The 22,060-nt window shown below is 40.6% G+C and carries 20 protein-coding genes and 1 riboswitch; of the genes, 6 read left to right on the forward strand and 14 right to left on the reverse strand.

All coding sequences use genetic code 11. From position 1 onward, the window contains the following. Nucleotide 1 precedes the first annotated feature (1 nt). The 5 genes from GQR47_RS07080 to glnA form a co-directional block, all read right to left on the reverse strand. Nucleotides 2-460: a cyclic nucleotide-binding domain-containing protein gene (locus GQR47_RS07080; RefSeq protein WP_002961116.1), complete on the reverse strand. Its 459-nt coding sequence runs from the start codon at nucleotides 458-460 to the stop codon at nucleotides 2-4. Nucleotides 461-489: 29 nt separating this feature from the next. Continuing rightward, the gene (gene ntrC, locus GQR47_RS07085; RefSeq protein ID WP_002961117.1) at nucleotides 490-1,875 is read right to left on the reverse strand and encodes a nitrogen regulation protein NR(I); all 1,386 of its coding nucleotides are present in this window, start codon (nucleotides 1,873-1,875) and stop codon (nucleotides 490-492) included. Between the two features lie 14 nt (nucleotides 1,876-1,889). Next, a complete protein-coding gene (gene glnL / locus GQR47_RS07090; RefSeq protein WP_002961118.1) occupies nucleotides 1,890-2,960 on the reverse strand; it encodes a nitrogen regulation protein NR(II) in 1,071 nt (356 codons plus the stop codon). An 82-nt stretch (nucleotides 2,961-3,042) separates the two neighbouring features. Then, nucleotides 3,043-3,564: a DUF4124 domain-containing protein gene (locus tag GQR47_RS07095; protein ID WP_138489940.1), complete on the reverse strand. Its 522-nt coding sequence runs from the start codon at nucleotides 3,562-3,564 to the stop codon at nucleotides 3,043-3,045. Between the two features lie 113 nt (nucleotides 3,565-3,677). Beyond that, nucleotides 3,678-5,084, reverse strand: coding sequence for a glutamate--ammonia ligase (gene glnA / locus GQR47_RS07100; RefSeq protein WP_002961121.1), 1,407 nt, complete (start codon nucleotides 5,082-5,084; stop codon nucleotides 3,678-3,680). 507 nt (nucleotides 5,085-5,591) lie between these two features. On the opposite strand from glnA, the gene typA reads away from it, so the two are divergent. Continuing rightward, nucleotides 5,592-7,415, forward strand: a complete 1,824-nt coding sequence (typA, locus tag GQR47_RS07105) for a translational GTPase TypA (RefSeq protein WP_002961123.1) — start codon at nucleotides 5,592-5,594, stop codon at nucleotides 7,413-7,415. Nucleotides 7,416-7,768: 353 nt separating this feature from the next. Here the strand turns inward: typA and GQR47_RS07110 are convergent, their stop codons facing one another. The 3 genes from GQR47_RS07110 to GQR47_RS07120 form a co-directional block, all read right to left on the reverse strand. After that, on the reverse strand, nucleotides 7,769-8,497 hold the full coding sequence (locus tag GQR47_RS07110) for a CBM9 family sugar-binding protein (protein ID WP_154903743.1): 729 nt from the start codon (nucleotides 8,495-8,497) through the stop codon (nucleotides 7,769-7,771). Between the two features lie 67 nt (nucleotides 8,498-8,564). Continuing rightward, nucleotides 8,565-9,644, reverse strand: a complete 1,080-nt coding sequence (locus GQR47_RS07115) for an MBL fold metallo-hydrolase (protein WP_154903744.1) — start codon at nucleotides 9,642-9,644, stop codon at nucleotides 8,565-8,567. Nucleotides 9,645-9,718: 74 nt separating this feature from the next. Next, nucleotides 9,719-10,375 (reverse strand): DUF2959 domain-containing protein, encoded by a 657-nt coding sequence (locus GQR47_RS07120; protein ID WP_002961128.1) that lies wholly within the window; start codon nucleotides 10,373-10,375, stop codon nucleotides 9,719-9,721. An 87-nt stretch (nucleotides 10,376-10,462) separates the two neighbouring features. On the opposite strand from GQR47_RS07120, the gene GQR47_RS07125 reads away from it, so the two are divergent. After that, the gene (locus GQR47_RS07125; protein ID WP_002961130.1) at nucleotides 10,463-11,368 is read left to right on the forward strand and encodes a virulence factor BrkB family protein; all 906 of its coding nucleotides are present in this window, start codon (nucleotides 10,463-10,465) and stop codon (nucleotides 11,366-11,368) included. Beyond that, nucleotides 11,369-11,806 carry a D-aminoacyl-tRNA deacylase gene (gene dtd, locus GQR47_RS07130; protein ID WP_024597209.1) on the forward strand — a complete coding sequence of 146 codons (438 nt, stop codon included), beginning with the start codon at nucleotides 11,369-11,371 and terminating at the stop codon, nucleotides 11,804-11,806. Here dtd and GQR47_RS07135 read toward each other — a convergent pair. Then, a complete protein-coding gene (locus GQR47_RS07135; protein ID WP_165723665.1) occupies nucleotides 11,795-12,508 on the reverse strand; it encodes a methyltransferase in 714 nt (237 codons plus the stop codon). The two genes, dtd and GQR47_RS07135, sit on opposite strands and share 12 nt — an antisense overlap. A 247-nt stretch (nucleotides 12,509-12,755) precedes the next feature. Here GQR47_RS07135 and GQR47_RS07140 point away from each other — a divergent pair, with 247 nt between their 5' ends. Continuing rightward, nucleotides 12,756-13,649 carry a bifunctional GNAT family N-acetyltransferase/hotdog fold thioesterase gene (locus GQR47_RS07140; RefSeq protein WP_002961136.1) on the forward strand — a complete coding sequence of 298 codons (894 nt, stop codon included), beginning with the start codon at nucleotides 12,756-12,758 and terminating at the stop codon, nucleotides 13,647-13,649. A gap of 72 nt (nucleotides 13,650-13,721) precedes the next feature. Here the strand turns inward: GQR47_RS07140 and GQR47_RS07145 are convergent, their stop codons facing one another. From GQR47_RS07145 to dapA, 5 genes are all read right to left on the reverse strand, one after another. Next, nucleotides 13,722-14,756, reverse strand: a complete 1,035-nt coding sequence (locus tag GQR47_RS07145) for a phospholipase A (RefSeq protein WP_165723666.1) — start codon at nucleotides 14,754-14,756, stop codon at nucleotides 13,722-13,724. A 378-nt stretch (nucleotides 14,757-15,134) separates the two neighbouring features. After that, nucleotides 15,135-16,256 (reverse strand): succinylglutamate desuccinylase/aspartoacylase family protein, encoded by a 1,122-nt coding sequence (locus GQR47_RS07150; RefSeq protein ID WP_165723667.1) that lies wholly within the window; start codon nucleotides 16,254-16,256, stop codon nucleotides 15,135-15,137. Between the two features lie 5 nt (nucleotides 16,257-16,261). Continuing rightward, nucleotides 16,262-17,467, reverse strand: a complete 1,206-nt coding sequence (locus tag GQR47_RS07155; RefSeq protein WP_165723668.1) for a PLP-dependent decarboxylase — start codon at nucleotides 17,465-17,467, stop codon at nucleotides 16,262-16,264. Beyond that, the gene (locus tag GQR47_RS07160; RefSeq protein ID WP_002958799.1) at nucleotides 17,467-18,207 is read right to left on the reverse strand and encodes a 2,3,4,5-tetrahydropyridine-2,6-dicarboxylate N-succinyltransferase; all 741 of its coding nucleotides are present in this window, start codon (nucleotides 18,205-18,207) and stop codon (nucleotides 17,467-17,469) included. The genes GQR47_RS07155 and GQR47_RS07160 overlap by 1 nt, the downstream gene beginning before the upstream one ends. A gap of 15 nt (nucleotides 18,208-18,222) precedes the next feature. After that, nucleotides 18,223-19,107, reverse strand: a complete 885-nt coding sequence (dapA, locus tag GQR47_RS07165) for a 4-hydroxy-tetrahydrodipicolinate synthase (RefSeq protein ID WP_165723669.1) — start codon at nucleotides 19,105-19,107, stop codon at nucleotides 18,223-18,225. A 190-nt stretch (nucleotides 19,108-19,297) separates the two neighbouring features. Next, nucleotides 19,298-19,498, reverse strand: a riboswitch (Lysine riboswitch). A gap of 191 nt (nucleotides 19,499-19,689) precedes the next feature. On the opposite strand from dapA, the gene GQR47_RS07170 reads away from it, so the two are divergent. Then, on the forward strand, nucleotides 19,690-20,388 hold the full coding sequence (locus GQR47_RS07170) for a DNA-3-methyladenine glycosylase I (protein ID WP_024597214.1): 699 nt from the start codon (nucleotides 19,690-19,692) through the stop codon (nucleotides 20,386-20,388). A gap of 8 nt (nucleotides 20,389-20,396) precedes the next feature. Next, nucleotides 20,397-21,806 (forward strand): protein adenylyltransferase SelO family protein, encoded by a 1,410-nt coding sequence (locus tag GQR47_RS07175; protein ID WP_165723670.1) that lies wholly within the window; start codon nucleotides 20,397-20,399, stop codon nucleotides 21,804-21,806. The last annotated feature ends 254 nt before the right edge of the window (nucleotides 21,807-22,060 follow it).

Genomic DNA, 22,060 nt, shown 5'->3' on the forward strand with positions numbered 1-22,060 from the left:
ACTAACCGTGAGTTTCTATATGCTCGCTTAATTTGGCAATGCGCAGGCTCATACCTTCAATAATTCGGTCTTTAATTTTTTCGCGGATAACATTAGGTAAGCGGGTTAGTGCTTCAGGGGTAATGGCAAGTACTATGGTGTCGGTTTTAGCGCGAGCACTGGTACTACGCTCTCGGTTATTTATAAAGGCACCTTCACCTATAAATTCACCGGGCTCTATAGTGCCAAGTTCTAGTAAATGGTTATGCTTAAATACTAATAATGCGCCGCTAAGTACAATGTACAAGCGCTTGTCGTTATCGTATTGCTTAAATAAAAATTGATGCTGACTTACTAAATATAACAGGCCGAACGACTCCAATAAGACTTGGCGCTCGCTGAGCGTAAATTCTTTAAAAAAGTGCAGCCTGTTTATAATTTCCATTTGTTTGAATAATGGAATATGTTCGATTAGCTTCATCAATAACCAAATGTGTTAAAAGCGTTTAATCAGCTAATATTGCGCTCTTTTAATTTTCGGGTCAACGTGTTGCGTCCCCAACCAATTTTTATAGCAGCATCTTGCTTATGACCAGAACAATTAGCCAGGGCTGTTTTTATTAAGCGAGTTTCTAGTTGAGCTTGAATGTCAGGCCAAATATTTTCTTTGCCTTTTTTTAGCTCTTGATTAAGCCATTGTTGGAATGCATCGAGCCAATCACCTTCTTCTTGGGTTGGTGAAGCATCCAGAATCTCCGGCGGTAAATCTTGCTCGCTTACAAGCTCACCCGGTGCCATAACTGTCAGCCAGCGACAGGTGTTTTCTAATTGGCGTACATTACCTGGCCAATTAAATAAACGTAATTGCTCAGTCGCTTTAGGGCTCAGTACTTTACTTTCTACTTGTAGCTCTTTAGCGCTTTTATGTAAAAAGTGTTGCGATAAGCTTTCTATATCTTCAGTACGCTCTCGAAGAGCGGGTAAACGTAGGCGCACAACATTAAGACGATGAAATAAATCATCCCTAAACTTGCCTTGTTTAACTAAATCTTCAAGGTTTTGGTGCGTAGCTGCAATAATGCGTACGTCCACTTTTATACTTTGATGGCCACCAACGCGATAAAACTCACCATCGGCAAGAACGCGTAATAAACGTGTTTGCACATCGAGTGGCATATCACCAATTTCATCTAAAAATAGTGTACCGCCATTGGCTTGCTCAAAGCGGCCTTTACGTACGCTATCGGCGCCCGTAAACGCGCCTTTTTCGTGGCCAAATAACTCTGACTCAACAAGCTCTTTTGGAATGGCCGCCATGTTAAGTGCAATAAATTGATTTTCTTTACGTGGGCTATGGTTGTGCAGGGCGCTGGCGACAAGCTCTTTACCTGTGCCAGATTCACCATTTATTAATACGCTCATGCTAGAGGCCGATAGTTTACCTATCGCTCTAAACACTTCTTGCATAGCGGGTGCTTCACCAATAATGTGGGCACTTTTTGGTGGAGCTTGCTTTCGCTTAGTTTTTTTAGTGGAGTTTGCTCTGCATGCGCTCTCGACTAGCGCCACTGCTTCGTTTAAATCAAACGGCTTAGCTAGGTATTCAAAAGCACCTTTTTGGAATGCATTAACTGCAGAGTCCAAATCTGAGTGGGCAGTCATTATAATAACTGGCAGCCCAGGGTTTTGCTCTGCTATAAGCTCAAGCAACGCCATGCCATCCATACCAGGCATTCGTACGTCCGAAACTAAAACAGTAGGTTGACTAAACTTTAATGCGCTTAATACATCTTGCGCATTAGCAAAGCTTTCTGCGTTAAACCCTGCACGGGTTAGTGCTTTTTCAAGTACAAATCGAATAGAAGCATCATCATCTACAAGCCAAACTGTTTTCATGCAAACTCCAAACATTAATCTGCAAATGGCAGATAGATATTAAATTCAGTATGTCCAGGCCAGCTATCACATTCTATATAGCCATCATGTTGATCTATCAGCGTTTGCGCTATTGAGAGTCCTAACCCTGAGCCATCTTCTTTATTGGTGATCATAGGGTAGAACAGTGTTTCACGTACACTGGGATCAATACCTGGTCCGTTATCAGATATTTGGATCAACAAGGCTTTTTTAGGTGCTTTACCTGGGCGACGATGCTGATGATTAATGCGGGTTTTTATTGTTATTTCACCGCCATCTACAAGCGCCTGCTGAGCATTTCGAACAATGTTTAATACTACTTGCTGAATTTTACCTTGATCAATGTATACATCAGGAATGCTTGGGTCGTAATCCTTAACCAAGCTAATGTTAGAACAATTATCTAACGTACTTAGTCGTGCAACTGATTCAAGTGATTGATGTATATTGCCATACGATTTTTGCGGAAGCTGATTTGGCCCTAAAAGCCTATCTACTAATTCGCGTAATCGGTCAGCTTGCTCAATGATAAGTTCAGCACATTGGTCTCTTTCTTGTTGATCAACCTCATACTGCAATAACTGCGCCGCTCCGCGAATTCCACCTAAAGGATTTTTAATTTCGTGAGCTAAGCCTCTAATTAGATTTCGGGCTGCTTGGTATTGATGCATTTGATTAGACGCTTGGTCGTGCTTAATTTCGTCATCAGTTTGGCGCCACTCAAATAAAATATAAAGTGAGCCATCAAACTTAATTTGTCGTGTACTTACGGCTACTTTTGCATGGCGAGAATCGCTAAAAACCACGTCAGCTCTGTGCTGCTGGCAATCTACACCTTCAACTAATGAGTATTGTTCTATACGCTGCAAATCGATTGAATGGTAATTAAAAAGACTGTCGAAAGGCTGATCTAATAGGCGCTTGTTACCAAGGCCAAGCAGTTCGCTAGTACTGGTATTGGCATAGACAACGGTGAAGTTTTTATCAAGCAACATGATAGCGGTTGTTTGATTTTGCCAAATAGCATCGAGTAGCTCAGGGCTAAAGTTTTTATTATTAATCATAGCTGCACCATTTTAGTGCGTGGATATTTACAAGCAAGTTATATAGTAAAATACACTGCTGCACGTTTAGTAATGCCCCAATTTAGTTACTTAGGTTTAGCCCTTTTCGGTGCATAAAAAATATGCAGGGCTCACTTATAGCAATAACTTGGTTTTTACTATTAAAAAGCTTTAATTGTAGTGTGTGCTCACCACGTTCTACATCTCTTATTGCAAAGGTTGAACTGTCACTGGCTGGGCCATGTGCTTTGCCATCAATAAAAAGTTGTATAGTAAAACCAGTTTCAAAGCGTGGTTTTATTCGGCTAGTAACATAAACAGTGCCGGTATTTTCACGAATAGTCTGGTTATGATCAGGTGAGGAAATGGCAATACTAAAGCCCGCTTGTTGAGGCTGGGGTTGCTCGTCAAAAATGTCAGTATTTGTTGCAGGCATATTAAGATCTTGGCTGGTAAGCTTTACCTCTTTAGCACCTTTATGAGGGGTGTCAGAGAACACTAATACGCCATTTTTATCTTTCCAAGCGTATATCTTTGTTTCACCAGCGTAACCATAATTGCTTAATCCTAAAGCAATTAATAGTAATAAAATCTTGTTGTTCACTCTGCAGCCCTGCATTTTTGTCGGTAACTTAACTTTAGTGGAGATTGATTAATTTTACCATTAAAAAAGCCCGCAAAGCGGGCTTGAGAACACACATATTTTATACAGCTAAATTAACAGCTGTAGTACATTTCAAACTCAACTGGGTGAGTTGTCATGTTAAGCTTTTCAACTTCTTTAGATTTAAGTTCGATGTAAGCATCGATTAAGTCATCAGTGAATACACCACCTTGAGTTAAGAATTCACGGTCTGCGCTAAGTGCAGATAGTGCTTCGTCAAGTGATGCTGCAACAGTTGGGATTTCTGCTGCTTCTTCAGCTGGTAAGTCATATAAATCTTTATCCATAGCATCGCCAGGGTGGATCTTGTTTTTGATACCATCAAGGCCAGCCATAAGCATTGCTGAGAAAGCAAGGTATGGGTTAGCTGTTGGATCTGGGAAGCGTACTTCAATACGACGACCTTTTTCAGATGGAACCACTGGGATACGGATTGATGCAGAACGGTTACGTGCAGAGTATGCAAGCATAACTGGTGCTTCAAAACCTGGTACTAAACGTTTGTACGAGTTAGTAGAGGCGTTTGCAAAAGCGTTAATTGCTTTAGCATGCTTGATGATACCGCCAATGTAGTAAAGCGCATCTTCAGAAAGGCCGCCGTACTTATCACCAGCAAAAAGGTTTACACCATCTTTAGCAAGTGACTGGTGACAATGCATACCAGAACCGTTATCACCAACAACTGGCTTAGGCATAAACGTTGCTGTTTTACCGTATAAGTGAGCCATGTTATGGATAACATATTTCATTTCTTGGATTTCATCCGCTTTTAATACCATTGTATTAAAGCGAGTAGCAATCTCGTTTTGACCTGCTGTTGCAACTTCGTGGTGATGTGCTTCTACTACTTGACCCATTTCTTCTAGAACTAGACACGTAGCTGAACGCCAATCTTGGAAGTCATCAACAGGAGCAACTGGGAAGTAACCGCCTTTAATACCTGGACGGTGACCTGTGTTGCCATCTGCATATTCTTTATCTGAGTTCCAAGCAGCTTGCTTAGAATCAATTTTGTACATAGAACCAGACATATCTGATTTGTATTTAACGTCGTCAAATACGAAAAACTCTGGCTCAGGGCCAAATAAAACTGTATCTGCAATACCTGTAGAACGCATGTAATCTTCAGCACGCTTAGCAACAGAACGCGGGTCGCGCTCATAACCTTGAAGTGTTGAAGGCTCTACTACGTCACAACGTACGATTAATGTTGATTCTTCAGTGAAAGGGTCTAGTTTGATTGATTCAGCAACTGGCATTAATACCATGTCTGATTCGTTTATGCCTTTCCAGCCTGCAATTGAAGAACCGTCAAACATTTTACCGTCTTCAAAAAAGTCTTCATCAACTTGGTGATGAGGAATAGATACATGTTGTTCTTTACCCTTAGTGTCAGTAAAGCGTAAATCAATGAACTTGACGTCATTTTCTTTAATAAAATCTAAAACCGATTGTGACATGTGTCCTCCAACTATTGGGTTTTGTTATTGCTGCATAATTGCTTTGGGATTTACTAAGCTGATTTTGTGCCATTTTTATAACTAGCTGTTTATAAATTAAAAAAATATCGTTGCATCAAAATGGAATGTACAAACGCACTATGTTGGTGCGTAAATTTTCCTTTTTGGTGCAAAATTTACAGGGCACAATTTGCTGCTAATTTAATCGCTCGGAAATAGCATAACCTAAATGCAAAAGAGTACCAAAAAGATCAGCAAAATAGCCAAAAAGGCTGTTTTTCAAAAAAAAATTGAAATTTAATTCATATAATTGTCATATATAAAACAGATACTTAGTAAAAGTATTGAGAAAGTTTTGAAATTTATATTGGATAAACTTTCATCCATGTCATTAATGAGGGATAATATGCGCCCTTTTAAATCCTATGCTGGGACATCTCGCGAAAGCGTGGATGAGTGCGTAGATCTTGCAGGATCAATGAGAATTTAATTTCTCTGAGTAAATATATGAGCATCGAACAGTTAAGAAATATAGCGATTATCGCGCACGTTGACCATGGTAAAACAACACTGGTTGACAAACTACTTGAGCAATCAGGTACATTAGAAACACGCGGCGGTAACGAAGAGCGCGTGATGGACTCAAACGACATTGAGAAAGAACGTGGTATTACCATTTTGGCTAAAAACACAGCCATTTCTTGGAATGACTACCATATCAATATCGTAGATACCCCGGGACACGCCGATTTCGGTGGTGAAGTTGAACGCGTACTTTCGATGGCTGACTCAGTATTATTACTTGTTGATGCTCAAGAAGGTCCAATGCCGCAAACGCGTTTCGTTACGCAAAAAGCATTCGCGCAAGGCTTAAAGCCAATCGTCGTTATCAATAAAATTGATAAGCCAGGCGCTCGTCCAGATTGGGTTATGGATCAAATCTTTGATTTATTCGACAACCTTGGCGCGACTGACGAACAGTTAGACTTTAAAGTAATCTACGCTTCAGCAATCAACGGTTGGGCAACACTAGATTTAGACGAACCATCAGACAACATGGAACCTATGTTCAAGATGATCGTTGAAGAAGTATCACCACCGGATGCAGATCCTGAAGGTGACTTCCAAATGCAAATTTCTCAACTAGATTACAACTCTTATGTTGGTGTAGTTGGTATTGGTCGTATTAAACGTGGTTCTGTTGCTCCTAACCAACAAGTTACTATTATCAGTGCTGATGGCACTACACGTAATGGTAAAATTGGTGCAGTACAAAGCTACCTAGGTCTTGAGCGTATCGAAACTGATAGAGCTTACGCTGGTAACATCGTAACTGTAACAGGTATTGGTGAGCTTAAGATTTCTGACACAGTTTGTTTCCCAGGAAACGTTGAAGCATTACCACCACTAAGTGTTGATGAGCCAACTGTAACAATGACATTCTCTGTAAATAACTCACCTTTCTGTGGTAAAGAAGGTAAGTTTGTAACGTCACGTAATATCCGTGAGCGTTTAGACAAAGAATTAGTACACAACGTAGCACTTCGCGTTGAAGATACTGCAAGCCCAGATAGCTTCCGTGTTTCTGGTCGTGGTGAATTACACCTAGGTATCTTAATCGAAAACATGCGTCGTGAAGGTTACGAGCTTTCAGTTTCTCGTCCAGAAGTTATCTTACGTACTGTAGATGGCGTTCTAGAAGAACCGTTTGAAACAGTGACTATTGACTGTCAAGAAGAGCATCAAGGTTCTGTTATGGAACAAGTTGGCCTACGTAAAGGTGAACTTACTAACATGACTCCAGATGGCAAAGGCCGTATGCGTTTAGACTTCATGATCCCTAGCCGTGGTTTAATTGGTTTCCAAACTGATTTCATGACACTTACTTCGGGTTCTGGTCTTATGTACCATACGTTCGATCATTATGGTCCTCACAAAGGTGGCGCTATCGGCGTTCGTAAGAACGGCGTAATGATTGCAAACGCAACTGGTAAAGCACTTACAAACGCATTATTTAACTTACAAGAACGCGGCCGTTTATTCATCGGTCACGGTGTTGAAGTATACGAAGGTATGGTTATCGGTATTCATAACCGTGATAACGACCTTACAGTTAACGCCCTTAAAGGCAAGCAGTTAACTAACGTACGTGCATCTGGTACTGATGAAGCGCAAACGCTTTCTCCGCACCTTAACTACTCACTTGAGCAAGCGCTTGAGTTCATCGATGATGACGAGCTAGTTGAAGTTACTCCACTAAACATTCGTATCCGTAAGAAACACCTTACAGAAAACGAACGTAAACGTGCGGGTCGTGCACCTAAGTCATAATCTATTAATTTAGAATAATGATTTTAAAAGCCGCTGTATTGCAAAATACAGCGGCTTTTTTGTGGATGAAAATAAGAGCTGTTAGCTATAGTCGTCAGTTGAAAGTATTTAGTTAAAAATTATATGACTACTGTTTTGAGATGAAATTTCCATAATATATTTACCTCTAAAAGCGCAGCGCCTCTTAACCTCTTTGTGAATAATTTACTTAAAGATCTTTTGCACAAGGAGAAGAAAGAGAGAGAGCTGAAACAGCCGATAATGCAAAGTATCTGTGTTTTTTGGTGGGGGGGTCGTTGGGTCTCGCTTCGCTCAACCCAACATACATGTTCAATTATTTTATTGGTAGTAACTTACTTTTTAGGAAGTAGGGTTATTTTGCCAAATACGTCGGCATCTATAAAACCACGATTTCTGTCGCCATTTACTGGTTGTACTTCGTGTGAGCCCATAAAGTGCTCGCGCACGTCACTGCCATCGTTATCGCAATACGCTAACATAAACCCGATTACTTGCTTTTCGCTAAGTGTAAGTGGGGTGTTTTTAGCCCCTTCTTTATAATTATTAGGGTAGAGCTTTATCGCTACTTCCCAGGTGATGTTAAAGGGCGCGGTGGTGTTGCGCTTCCAGTTACTAACTAGGTGGTCGGTATACAAATGGGCTTTTTTATCAGGTCCGTAATCGGCAGCTTGGTTATCAAGGCCAATATGGTACGCCAATGCGGTGTGATTAAATTGATGATTACCACCCGATGCATCGCTATCAATAAATACTTCAAGCGCATCGTCATCCCAATATTTATAGGTTGGATCTGCGTGTGTATCTATTAAAACATCATCCACAATATCGGCTTGTAGGTATAAATAGTTTTGATCCCACAATAAACGATAACGCCCTTTAAAGTCGGCATCGTTTGTTGGCAGTGTGCCATCCATTAAATAAGGCATGTCGTGCCAAGCGGCTTTATCCCATGCGCTTTCTGATACGCCATCAATACTAATTGGAGTTGAGGTATGTTCAACATCAATAGCCATTGCTGGCGTGCTTAATAAAAAGCTTAAGGCGAGTGCTAATTTTTTCATTAATCTCTCAATTTTATTGTCGATTCGTCTTAATGTAATAACAATCTTAAAACAGCTAAGTGAATAGTTACAGTGAAATACTTTCGCCTTCGTTTAAAATATACAGCGGCACTTTTGAATCCATTTTATTGTACATATGCAATAAGCGAAGTAAGGCTGAATGACTGCTGTGGTCGCCCATTTTCCAACTTGAGTTACCGTATCCCCACGGTATCATTACTTTGCAGTTAAGCTCTTGTGCTGCGTTGAGCGCGTCTTCTGGTGTGGTGTGAACGTAACGATAAAATTTACCACTTTCTTTACTGTAGTAAGAAGCGATTGGCATTAAGCAAATATCGATATCGCCGTATTTTTGCTGTATGTCTTTAAAATGTTTTGAGTAGCCTGTATCGCCTGCAAAAAATAAGGTGCTACCGTTTTGTTCGAGCAGCCAGCCATTCCATAAGTCTTTATTGTTATCTTCGTAAATAAAGGGCACTAATACGCGAGCGCTAAAATGATGAGCTGGCACGGCGTTAATAACTAAGTCGTCAATGTTGGTTGTTGAGTACCACGGCATTTCGCTAATATTAAAACCGCCGGTAGGGAAGTTGTCGGCCATACCGAGAGGTGTTAAATAGCGAGGTTTATTGCCAATGCTTTGTATGTCGGCTTTATTAAAATGATCGTAATGAATATGCGAATACATTACCGCATCAATATTTTCCAGTTCTTGCTCACTAGGCCAAGCGCCTGCTTTACGATAAGTGCCACCGCTGAGTTTAAAGCCAAGTGCGACTGGAGAATCAAACTGATTTTTTACCGGATCAAACAGCACACTTTGACCATTTGGTGTGTTAATTACAAAACTAGCGTGGCCAAGCCAGCGCACAGTATAGCCAGTGCTAAGTTGTGGTTTAGTTTGCTGGCCTTGGTACTGGCAGTTTTCGCTGCCGGTTTTGCATAGTAAGTCTGGGTGAGCTGGGTAGCAGTTTTCAGTACAGGTAGTGGGATATGTTTTTTCACCTGTGTATAAATTTTTATAACGGCCGTTCTTATCATTAATAACAACAACTGAGTCAGAGCTGGTAATACGATTAATATTATTAGGTGCACCGCAGGCCGTTAATATACATAAGAGAATTGTTGCGATTAAAAAGCGTTTCATTGTAAATCCCTTTTAGTATTCCCTTTAACATAAAAAAGCCTGCAGCTAAGCAGGCTTTTTAAAGTAACAAATGATTAGCCAGCGCTGTTCATTTGTTCAATAAATTTATTTGAATCGGCAATCGATTTGTTCATGTCGTTCATCAACAATTGAATATCGCGCTTAAGGTTAGTGAATTCACCTTTAATAGCCGATACCGCTTGTGCATTTAAGTTATGCTTTAAGTATAAAACGTTATCATGAAGCGAGGTTAATACTGGCTCCATTTTACTCTCTGCGCTGCGCATTGAGCGTAATAGCTGATCAAATTGACGCTTAGTCGCGGTTAGCTTTTTGCTGCTTTCACGCTTAAGTGACGCGCTTTTGTATTGCTCTAACTCATCGCTCCACTCATCAAATAGCGCTTCTGCCACGTCTTCTACTTTATTGATGTTAGTTGACACTTCGTTAGCGGCATTTAAGCTCGACTCGTAATCGTCATTTAACTGATTATAAGTGTCTTGTAGTTCGCCACCATTAAAATCGATTAGAGTCGTTAAGCGCTCTAGTGCCGATTTAAATTCTTCTTGTGACTCTTGTTGCGAGTCTTTGGTTTCTTCTACGCGGTCAATAAGAATATCGCGTTTGTGAACACCCACTTTTTCCATCGCAGAATAATAAGCTGATTGGCAGCCAGTTAAAGTAAGTGTTACTACAAGCATTGAAACACTGAGTAATGTTTGTTTTTTCATTTGAATTCCTGTTTACGAGCGTTAGTGCTGTAAATTATGGCGCTGATTGTTATTATAATCAAAACTATATAAGCACAAGTCAATTGTATGAATGATAAGCTCTCACATTACAAACAGCAAGTTAAGTCCTTTATACGCCAGCAGCCTGGTTGGTGGATGCAGTATTTTAATCGTTGTATAGACGATCAGATAACGGTTAATGCAGGTTACCTTGCTTACGTAACCCTTCTTTCTTTAGTGCCATTAATTGCGGTGGGTGTTGCTATATTTTCAGCTTTTCCGGGCTTTGAATCTACTCGCATGGAAATTGAGAGCTTTTTGTTTACCAACTTTGTCCCTACCTCTACCGATGTTATTAGAGAGCATATTAGCTCCTTTGCCGGTAACGCTAATCAAATGACGGCGGTAGGTATTGGCTTTTTAGCTGCAATAGCCTTGCTGTTAATACGTAATGTAGATGCCACACTAAATCGAATTTGGCGAATTAAGAAAAAACGCCCAATGATGATCTCATTTGCTGTGTACTGGATGGTTTTGAGCTTAGGGCCTGTATTACTCGGAGCGAGTATTGGTGTTACCTCTTATATTGTATCTTTGGTATCGTTTGCTGATCAGGGTATTCCTGGGTTTAGCGGGTTTTTGTTAAAGTTATTGCCGTATGGGATTTCGATGGTGGGCTTTATTATGCTCTACACCTTAGTGCCTAATACGCGTGTATCGTTCAGAGCGGCAATACCTGGCGCTTTTTTTGCGGCACTTTTATTTGAGCTGACTAAAAAAGGGTTTGCACTTTATATTAGCCATTTTCCTTCGTACGAAGTTATTTACGGCGCAGTAGCAACCATTCCTATTTTGTTTGTATGGGTGTATTTATCGTGGGTCGTTGTTTTGCTTGGCGCTGAATTTACTGCGTGTATTAGCCCAAATGATATTCCAGAAACACCAGAACTTGAACTAGAAGATGATGAACCAGCAGTAAAGGACACAGTTTAAATGCAAGGTTTAATACAACGCGTAAAGCATGCCAAAGTAGAAATTAACAACCAAGTAGTAGGTGAAATTAGCCAAGGTATATTGTTGTTGCTGGGCGTTGAAAAACACGACGATACGCAAACGGCCGATAAGCTTTTACACAAGGTAAGTAATTATCGTATTTTTACTGACGAAAACGACAAAATGAACTTAAGCCTTAAAGATATTAAAGGTGAGTTACTGGTGGTTTCGCAATTTACGCTAGCGGCTGATACTAAAAAGGGTATGCGCCCTAGCTTTTCATCTGCGGCAACGCCAAGCCAAGCTAATGAGCTTTACGAGTACTTTGTTGCTCAAGCTAAAGAGTTGGGGCTTACAATAGCCACCGGTGAGTTTGGTGCCGATATGCAAGTAAGCTTGTGTAACGATGGGCCCGTTACGTTTAACTTATCTGTTTAAGTTTTTGGTTACCACGACAATATGATTTACATAGCCCGTAATTTTTTGCGGGCTAACATTACAACCAAATACATCGAGTAATAGCTGCTGAAGTTGCTTTAATTGCGACTCATGCTGCGATAAAAAGTTAATAAATAGCACACCGTTGTTATTTAAAGCCGAGTAAATTTTTTTATAAAATGCCTCTTCAAATAAAAATCGAGGTGCATCTATCTGGCTAAACAAATCTAAAATAATCCAATCAATATTTTGCGCACTTTTTAAAATCTTTTGCGCATCGGCGCAAAGCAGTTGCTCATTTTTATTTGACGAAAAAAATTGGGTATAGCAATCAATAATATCGGCGTTTTTTTCAACCGATGTTATTTGTGCTTTAGGGTATTTGTATTGTAAATAATTACGAATTGCTCCGCCGCCGAGGCCTAGTTCTAACACTTTTTGTGGCGGCTTAAGAGCCTGCCAATGCTTACCTAGGCATAATAAATGTGGAAAAAGTAATAAATCCGGGTTATTTAAATCAATAACAGATTGAAGAGTGTCGTTAATCAGTAACCAGCGTAACGGCTCGTGCTCACGTACTTGAATGTGATCGCCACTGCATTTATGCCAATAGATTAACTGACCAATGCTGTGGCTATTTTCAATAAATTGATCGCCCAGCAAACCCGTCAGTGAATTTATATAATTGATTTTTTCCATCATATTCTCAGCATAAACTAGCAACGTTAAAGCGCAATGGCCTTTGCCATTATTTTTTACGTTATTTTACAGCCATCACCAAAGTCGTATTTGCAGTTTTTTTAAGATGGAGTATGGTATTTGCCATAAATAATACCAACGGACTTAATTATTTAAGCTTTTTAGTTTGGTAGATAATCAATACTATTAGTATAGCGCCGTAGCCTTTTTTTGACTTTTATTTACGGCTTATATAACAACAGGAGTATGTATGTTTCAGGTAAGCACCCCACAAAGTAGCGAAGATTGGCAAGCCTATTACCAGTTGCGTTGGCAAGTATTACGCGCGCCTTGGGGCGAGCCTCGTGGCTCTGAACAAGACGATATGGAACAAGACTCTGAGCACCGCTTTATAAAAAATAAAGAAGGCGAAGTGCTAGGTGTAGCACGTTTGCACTTTAACAATCATGAGCAAGCACAAGTGCGCTATATGGCGGTTGCAGAGGGTAATCGTAACCAGCATATTGGTAGTCGCTTACTACACGAGCTTGAAAAAATTGCATGGGTTCAAAACGCAGGCGAGCTTGTATTGTTTGCACGCGAACGAGCGCTTGAGTTTTATAAACGCCACGGTTACGAATTAAAAGAAAAAGCGCACTTAGCGTATGGCGATGTTCAACACTTTAAAATGGTAAAGCAAAAACCGTCTGAGCCAGGTTGGTTTCGTCACCCTAATTGGACGCAAGTACTACAAAATACGTGGCGTGAGTCTATTCCAATTAGTGACGCGATGGGTATTAAGGTAGAAAGCTATACCGATTGGCAATTTACAACCAGCGCCGACCTAGACGCTAACTTAAACCTACATAACACAATGTTTGCAGGTTCTATTTATAGCTTGGCCACGCTAACAGGTTGGGGCGCTACGTACTTAGCACTTAAAGAAGCTGGGCTTGAAGGTAATATTGTATTAGCCGATGCTAACATTAAGTACTTAAAACCGCTTACTACCGACCCACGTGGTTGTGTTGATATACAAACCTGTAAGGGCAAGTTAAGCGATTTAGAAACCGACGGTAAAGCAAGTTACGTAGTGCCAGTAACTATTTACGATGGTGATAACGTGGTTGCAGAATTTGAAGGGCAGTTTGTAGTAAAAAAATAACTGTTTAGCTGTTCAAAACACAAAAAAGCCAAGCAATGCTTGGCTTTTTTGTGCGTAAAATTTAGGGAAGTATTACAGCAAATCGGTTAATAATATACCGACACCAATACGTTCTACATCCGCATTGTAATCAATTAAGCTTTCGCCATAACCGTTAAAGTATTGTGCATAACCACGAACGCGACCCCATAAAGGAAACGACCAGTCGAGTTGAATTGCACCGCGATTATCTGAATTTAAATTGTTACGCGTCATAAAGCTAAATTCATGGTCATGAAAACGATACGCGCCGCTAAATTCAAAGTAACCCATGTATTTGTATATGTCTGGGTTGTCGTCGCCATTGGCTTCTAAAATATCTTCTTTTTCGTCCTCAGCTATTCGGTACCAAGGTTTAAAGCTAAAAACAAAGCCCCTATTTTCCCAAATAAAGTCTGCGTAAATACGGTTCCACGAACGCGAGTTTGGTTGGCTTCGACCGTTTGATTGGTGCGAGATACCTAATGCGATTGCCATTTCGTCGCCCCATAATACGTTTTCTGGGTCGAGGTAATTAATCCAAAATATCTCTGGTTCGTAGTTTGTTTCACGAAATGGAGACGAAATTTCTGAGTTATAAATCTGCCAATATGATTGCAGTGTAAAGCCAAAAAATATGGCTTGGTCTTTATCCGAAAAATCATCGTAAAGAGGCACTTTTATCGATAGCTGATATTTTGCTTCTAGGTTGTCGAGCGGTTCGCCGTCGCTATCATCTGTTAGTGCATCAAAACCATCAAAAGGGCGATCGTTTGGGTGTGATACGTACGAAAGCGGTAAAATATAGTTACGCTTATGTGGCGTAATTACATTTCTATTTTTTTTACCTACTTCTTCACGGGCTTGGCGTTTATCAAGCGCGGTAAGTTGTTTATTTTCTTCAAGAGCTGAACACTTTTTACGAAGATCGTCTAATGTCTGTTTACCATCTCCGCCAATTACCTCATTTAAAATACACTGTTTTACAAGCTCAATGTCGTTATCTTGCTCGTTTGTAGCAACTTCTTCTTGTGCGAAGGTAGCGGTACTAATTAAAGCAGAAAGAGTTATCCAGTGGCGCCAGCTCATTGTAATTCCTTGTGAGTTTGGGTTGTTGTATGCGTTAATTTAATTATAACGTCTTTTTACATATGTAACGGTGAACTTTTACTGAATTTGCATTTATAACAAGGTCTATACGTATACAAAGTAAGTATAGATCAAAAGAAAAGCGGCCTAAGCCGCTTTTCTAATGCAAATTAACTATTTTAGTTAATTTATACCAATTTTATTAAAAACATGATCATTCTAGCGTATTAAATAAGTCACTAACTACGTTAAAAATTATTTATATAGAACAACTATGTACCATAATTTTAGCCTTGTTATTAAGCTATTTCCTTATCGCTATAATAGATCACTAATTTAATGCAATTGGTATTACTCTCACGCAATGAGAAGGGTGAGCTAAAGCTCAAATATGTTAGTAAAAAACTTATAAAGCTCGGTACCTTGATTAACACTCGCTGAGGCAAAGTGCAAAATAGCAATTGCATCGCAATCAAGAGTAAGTGTTTGCAATGGTTGCTCACTTAAGTAGCGCTCCATGCGTAAAATATTGGCAATAGGCTCACCAGCTTTAATGTGCCCGCCAAGTGGGGCTAAGTATTCAACCATGCCGCCAATAGGGGCGTAATAAGCAAAGTAGTCATCTAAATTACATGCATAACGAGTCATATTGGCTGGCGTATGCGGTGCGTTTTGTAATACGCCTTTGTGATTTAAGTAACTTAAAATGCTGTTTGCATCGTTTAATGCTTCTTTTAAGTCTATTTTTTCTTGGCTGCCTAGCTCTACAGTAAATGCTTCTACAGGTATTGATAATTCGCGACCTTGTCCGCTAAGCGCATCACTTAAATGCCACCATGGGCAAAAGTTAGCTTCATCCATAGCGCCGTCAAAATCACTAGGAATAAGCAATACATGTTCAATATTAAAGTAACGTGCGCTGTCGGTTGCATAGGTTGGGCAGTACAGATGCTTGCTTGAAATAGGGCCTGTGTGTAAATCGAGTACTATATCAGCCTGATGAGCGAGCTTTTGTAAGTTAAGCGCAATGCGTTTACCCGTATTGAGTAAATAAGCAGGGCCGTTAAGTTTGCTATCTACTTCGTCAATAAGTGCCTGTTTGAAGTTACTTTTTAATGTAGCGTCGTCATACTGAGTATGATTTTGTGCAAACTGTGCCACTAAATTTTTATTGTAGTGATACATGCGATTCCAATTAGTGCCCGTAATCGGATCGAACCTGCCAAGGGTAAACTCGCCAGATTTTTGATTACAGCCAATCGGATTTGCATAAGGTACAAGGGTAATATCGCCACTAAGGTTAAGGTGTTTTAATTGCTCAAGCAGCTGAAAAATAACTGCGTTACCTTGCACTTCAGCGCCATGCATATTGGCCTGAATGTAAACACTTGGCCCTGTGCCATCACCTTTTAAACGATACACAGGAATTGTAAGTGGTAAGCCGTTTGCAACTTCCCCTACTACAATGTTCTCTTGGCTAATGTGTGTTGTATTACTCATACTTGTTACCTTAAATAATGGCTGGCATTTTCGGCTTGGCGAACACAGGTAAGTGTACCGTTTTGCAAGGTGTACTCAGCAGCTAGCTCATGGCATAAAAAATACGGCATACTTTCGGTAAAGCCGTAAGCACCGCATTGGCTAAACACTAGCCAGTCGTGCTCATTTAAATCGCTTGGTAAGTTATGTTCACCCAAGCAATCAAGCGCTGTACAAAGTGGGCCATATAAAGTGACCGCTTGAGTTTTAGCACTGGATTCACGCAGTAATGCAGCAGGAAAGTCCTGGCTGGTAACAGCAGGGCGTAATAAGTGATTTATACCGCCGCTTAAAATTACTTGTTCTTGATTGTAGTTTTGTTTGCGCTCTACTACTGGGTTTGCGTAATGACCGCATTCGCCAACGGCATAGCGACCAAGTTCCATCCATAGCTCTTCTACACCCGCATCATTTTTAATTTTAGCGAGCGCAGCAATTAAGTCATCCCAATCAAGTATTGCTTCGTTTTGTGTATAAGGAATACCTAAACCGCCGCCTAAATCGAGAATCTTAAGGCTAATATTTAAATCGCTGGCAAGTTGGCTAAGAGGTGCAATCATTTGTGACCACAAGTCGCTTAGTTTTTGCGTGCTAAGCATGTTGCCCCACTGAAAAATATGCAGGCCGTCAAATTTAAGCGCAGGGTAGTCAGCTACATTGAGTGCTTGCCACTCATCACAACCCAAACCAAACGGCGTAAGGCTGTCGCCGCCCAGTGGGTTTTTTTCACCTTCAGGCCAGCGTAATTGTACACGCAGTAATACTTGTAACTGCGTGTTTTGTAGTTGCGCTTGTTGGTTTAACCAACGTACTTGATTGAGGCTTTCTGCTACGAATATACGCACGCCGCGCTCAATAAAGTGTTTTATTTGTTTAGGCCTTTTTGCAGGCCCTGTGTTGAGCACGCGCTGCGAGCTAATACCTTGTGCTAGTACTTGCTCAAGCTCACCTTTACTTGCTACGTCAAAATTAAAGCCAGCACTGTCTAAGCTTTGAATAATTTTAGACAGTGGGTTTGCTTTTACCGCGTACCACAGTTTTACATCGGTTTGCGCAACTAAACGCGCAAGATGCGTGTTTAGTTGATCTAGGTCGTAAACAAAAAAAGGTGTATCAAGTTGTTGTGTAATCGTATTTACAGCGGTTTTGATAGGCGTGCTCAAAAAGCTCATTATCGTAAAACCTCTTCAAGCAATAACGATGCATCGCTTTTCTCGTCGCGGTATTTAACTATTAACGCACACGACATGCTTAGGCCTTGCTCGCGCGCCCATTCGTTTGACGCAGGGCGAGAGCCCGGTATTACAATCGCGTACTCTGGGATTGGCTCGCCTTTATCTAGTTGGCGCTCGTTTACGCAGTCGTATACTGGAATAGTTGCTGATAAACGCACGCCAGGGGCAAGTACTGCGCCTTTTTTAATGACTACGCCTTCAACAATAATACAGCCTGCACCAATAAATGCGTCATCTTCAACCACTACTGGGCTTGCACCAATTGGCTCAAGTACACCACCAAGCTGAACTGCAGCACTTAAATGTACGTTTTTACCTACTTGTGCACAAGAACCCACCAATGCGTGGCTATCTACCATTGTGCCTTCGTCGATATATGCGCCAATGTTTACATACGCTGGTGGCATAATAATCGTGCCTTTAGCAACATAAGCACCACGGCGAACACTTGAGCCACCTGGTACCATACGGACGCCATCATCAGTACTAAATTCTTGCGGAGCTAGGTTATGTTTATCAACAAAGCCGCCTGCAAATTCAGTATTAGTGCCATTTTTAAAGGCTTCTAAAATGCCTTGCTTTACTTCTACGTTAGCTTGCCATTGGCCGCTTTCGTTTTGTGATGCAGCGCGCACTGCGCCCGATTCTAAATTATTTAATAGTTCTAACCAGCTCATTATAAAAACCTGTATTTAATGCCAAGATAAAATGGTGTTGTTTGCAGTTGTAATGCAATCGGTTTGAGTTAACTCAAGATGTGTTAAAGGTGGACGAAGTTGCGGGCTGCTTAAGCGGCCTTGCAAATGCATCAGTACCTTTACGGGAATAGGGTTTGCGACAGCAAATAGGCTATTAATAGCGCTTGACCACTGGGCAAATAAATTAGGATGTTGACCACTTAAACTGCGCTTAACAAACTCGTGAGTTTGTTCAGGCCATGCGTTTGCAGCTACCGACACCAAACCTTTTGCGCCAGCTTGAGCAAAATAAGGCATTAGCGCATCGTCGCCACTAAAAATAGCTAAATTAGGCGCCGCTTGGCGGTAAGCTTCAAACTGAGCAATACTGCCGCTCGCTTCTTTTAACGCCCATAAATTTTTATTGTTTTGTAAGTTTTGAATTGTTGCCGCTGGGATGCTAACAGCGCTTCGACCGGGTACGTTATAAAGCATACATGGATGAGCGCTTGCATTTAGTAGGCTTTCAAACCAATGAGTTTGACCTATAGCGCCAGGCTTTGCATAAAGCGGTGAGCCAAGTAAAAAGCTATGAATTGGGAGTGTATTACAGTAGTTAACCCACTCAATTTGTTGCTTTAAGTTACTACCGCCCACAGCTACCATGAGTGGTACTGTTGGTTTTAGCTGGCATACGTGCTCAACAACGGCTTGTTGCTCTTTTAGCGTTAGTGCTAAACCTTCGCCCGTACTGCCAAGTAGCAAAATACCGTTATGTGCCGCTTCTTGATCGCTAACCAACTTAGTTAACGTGTTGTAGTCAACATCGCCGTGTTGATCAAATGGCGTTACGAGCGCGGTCCACAGTGAGTAGTCGTTTAAATTGAAGTTGTTGATCATCTCTCACGAACTTATAATTTGTACCAATTTTATTAAAAACGTGATCATTTTAGCGATAACTAATTTAATGCAATTGGTATTATTCGAAGAGTTAAAAAGCTTTATGGAAGGAGCCGCATTAACGTCGTTCGAACTAATAATTCGAAGAGCGAATGGGCTTAAAATAATAGGGCGCACGGCCTTAATATTTAAGACCAGAAGCTCTCCACCAAACTAACAAGCTGCTTTTTATAAGCAGCTATTGGTGACAGTCGCTAGGGTTCAACCTAGTCGCCCGAAATAAACACCTCGCAAAAGTGGTTACTTCTCGGCGTTAATTCCCCTCACGTATGCTTGCTGGAGTTTGCGCTCCTAACATACGCTACCTGAATAACGCACCTCTTCTAGCCCTTTGCACCTGTTTGTAGAGTAAAACTTACAAACCTGTGCAATTTAAATAGGGTAATTACGGCGATTAAAGCATTTTAGCCGTCTAGGTGTCAAGCGACTAAATACAGATTAATTCATCGAAAAGAGGGGTGGTTACGTATTAGGTGCTTTTCTCGTACACTAGCAATATAAGTAGTGAGGTATTTAATTAGTATGGAAAAATTTAGCGATATTTATAAGCGAGCGGTAGAGCGAAAAGGCTCTGAAAAAATGCTTAAGTTATTACTTGCAAAACCGCTATCTAAAAAACAACTAAGCACGTTAAGTGACGACGATTGGCTTGAAGAATTTACTCGAAAAGTATTTCAAAGCGGCTTTTATTGGTCAGTCATAAATAATAAGTGGGCAGGCTTTAGAGAGGTTTTTTGGGATTTTAGCGTTGATAAGTTATTAATGATGCCACCAGATATGCTGGAACAAAAAGCAACGGATGAGCGCATTGTTCGTAACTATAAAAAAGTAAAAACAATTACCGAAAATGCTTACATGATCCACGAAATAGCAGGGGAACATGGCAGTTTTAGCCAGTTTATCGCTAATTGGCCAACAGACGATATTATTGGTTTGTGGGCATATTTAAAAAAGCATGGTTCGCGTTTAGGCGGAAATACAGGGCCTTATGCGCTGCGAGCACTTGGTAAAGATACATTTTTACTATCACGCGATGTAGAGAATTATTTGCGTGCCCATAAAATTATAGACGGCGGCTTACAAACTAAAAAGTCACTAAATGCAGCCCAAGCTTTTTTTAACGAAATGCAAGAGCAAAGTGGCTTAAGTATGCAAGAGTTAAGCTTAATTGTTGCTTATGGCGTAGGTGACAACCGTGTTGGTATAAGTCAGCAACAATAGGAATTACCATGAAATTAGTGCCAAGATACACAGATGTTGCAGAAAACTTCGCGATAGAAGATTTCCCTGCAAGTGTCGCCTCTCCTCAGTTATTGCTGTGGAACGAGAGTTTAGCAAAACAATTTAATATTAACGTTGCGGCTGATTTGCGTGCCAGCACTTTTAGCGGTAACGAAAAACAGGCGATTCCTGCAGTAGCACTTGGTTACTCTGGGCACCAATTTGGATATTTTTCACCACGCTTAGGCGATGGACGAGCGCACTTACTGGGCGCTATTAGTGATGATGAAAACCAGTTATGGGATATTCAATTAAAAGGCTCTGGTGCTACTCCTTACTCAAGAGGTGGGGATGGACGTTGTGCTCTTGGTCCTGCTATTCGTGAATACGTAATGAGCGAAGCAATGCATGCACTGGGAGTTAAAACCACACGCTGCTTAGCGGTTGTTGGTAGTGGTGAAACGGTTTATCGTAATCCGCCACAAGCAGGGGCTATCGTTACGCGTGTAGCAACGAGTCATATTCGTGTTGGCTCGTTTCAATATTTAGCGACGCAAGGCGATGTTGAAGGGCTTAAAAATTTAGCCGATTTAGCTATAGAGCGACACTACCCAGAAATAACCGATACAGGATCGCAGCGTTATTTAGCATTTTTAGGTGCTGTGATTAAAAACCAAGTTAAGCTAGTTGTGAGCTGGATGCGTGTTGGCTTTATTCACGGAGTAATGAATACCGATAATACGCTAGTAAGCGGAGAAACCATTGATTACGGCCCGTGTGCCATGATGAATAGCTTTGATTTTGATACCGTATTTAGCTCTATAGACAAACAAGGCCGCTATGCATTCGGTAATCAACCTAATATAGCTAACTGGAACTGCGCACGCTTAGCTGAGAGTTTAATACCGCTTATTAGCGATGATGACGAGCAAGCAGTTTTATTAATGACGCCATTTATTAATAGTTTTGCTGAGCAGTTTAATGCTGAGTTTACGGCTATGTGGGCACAAAAACTGGGTTTAACTGAATCTAGCGATAGTAGTGGCGAGTTAATAGCAGAGCTGTTAACGCTATTAAAAGATAATCAGCTCGACTACACCAATACCTTTGATGCGCTTACTGAATCTTTAAAAGGAGAAAAAAGCGTACCTGAGTCGCTAATTGAATGGAGAGCTAAGTGGGTAAGTTTAACTGACGATAATAGTTATGAAGTAATGAGAGCGGCAAATCCTCGTGTAATACCGCGTAATCATGTGATCGAAGAAATAATTGCACAATATAACGCTACAGGATCCAGCGAGTTGCTACAGCGCTTTATAAAAATAGCCGGTAATCCATACTCTTACGGTGAAAAGTTATCAGAATTTTGCTCTCCACCGACGAATGATAATGACTACCAGACTTTTTGTGGTACTTAATACTTAACTTTAAATATAACCACATGATTAAAAAGAGTCATTTTTTAATCAAACATGCGCATATACCTAGGGGAATGCTAATTCTGGTGGTATTATGCGCACAATTAAAACCAAGCAATATTTCTTTGCATTTATAAGTGCATTTAATTTAATTGCTCTTACATTCCTTGCTAAGTACTAATTTACAAAAAACTACTATATTTATTTTTCAATAAAGTTTTAATTTCGCCTATAGTAAGTGGATGTGTGTTGCG

It is taken from the genome of Pseudoalteromonas sp. Z1A2 (genome assembly GCF_011378755.1).
Lineage (GTDB): Bacteria > Pseudomonadota > Gammaproteobacteria > Enterobacterales > Alteromonadaceae > Pseudoalteromonas > Pseudoalteromonas distincta.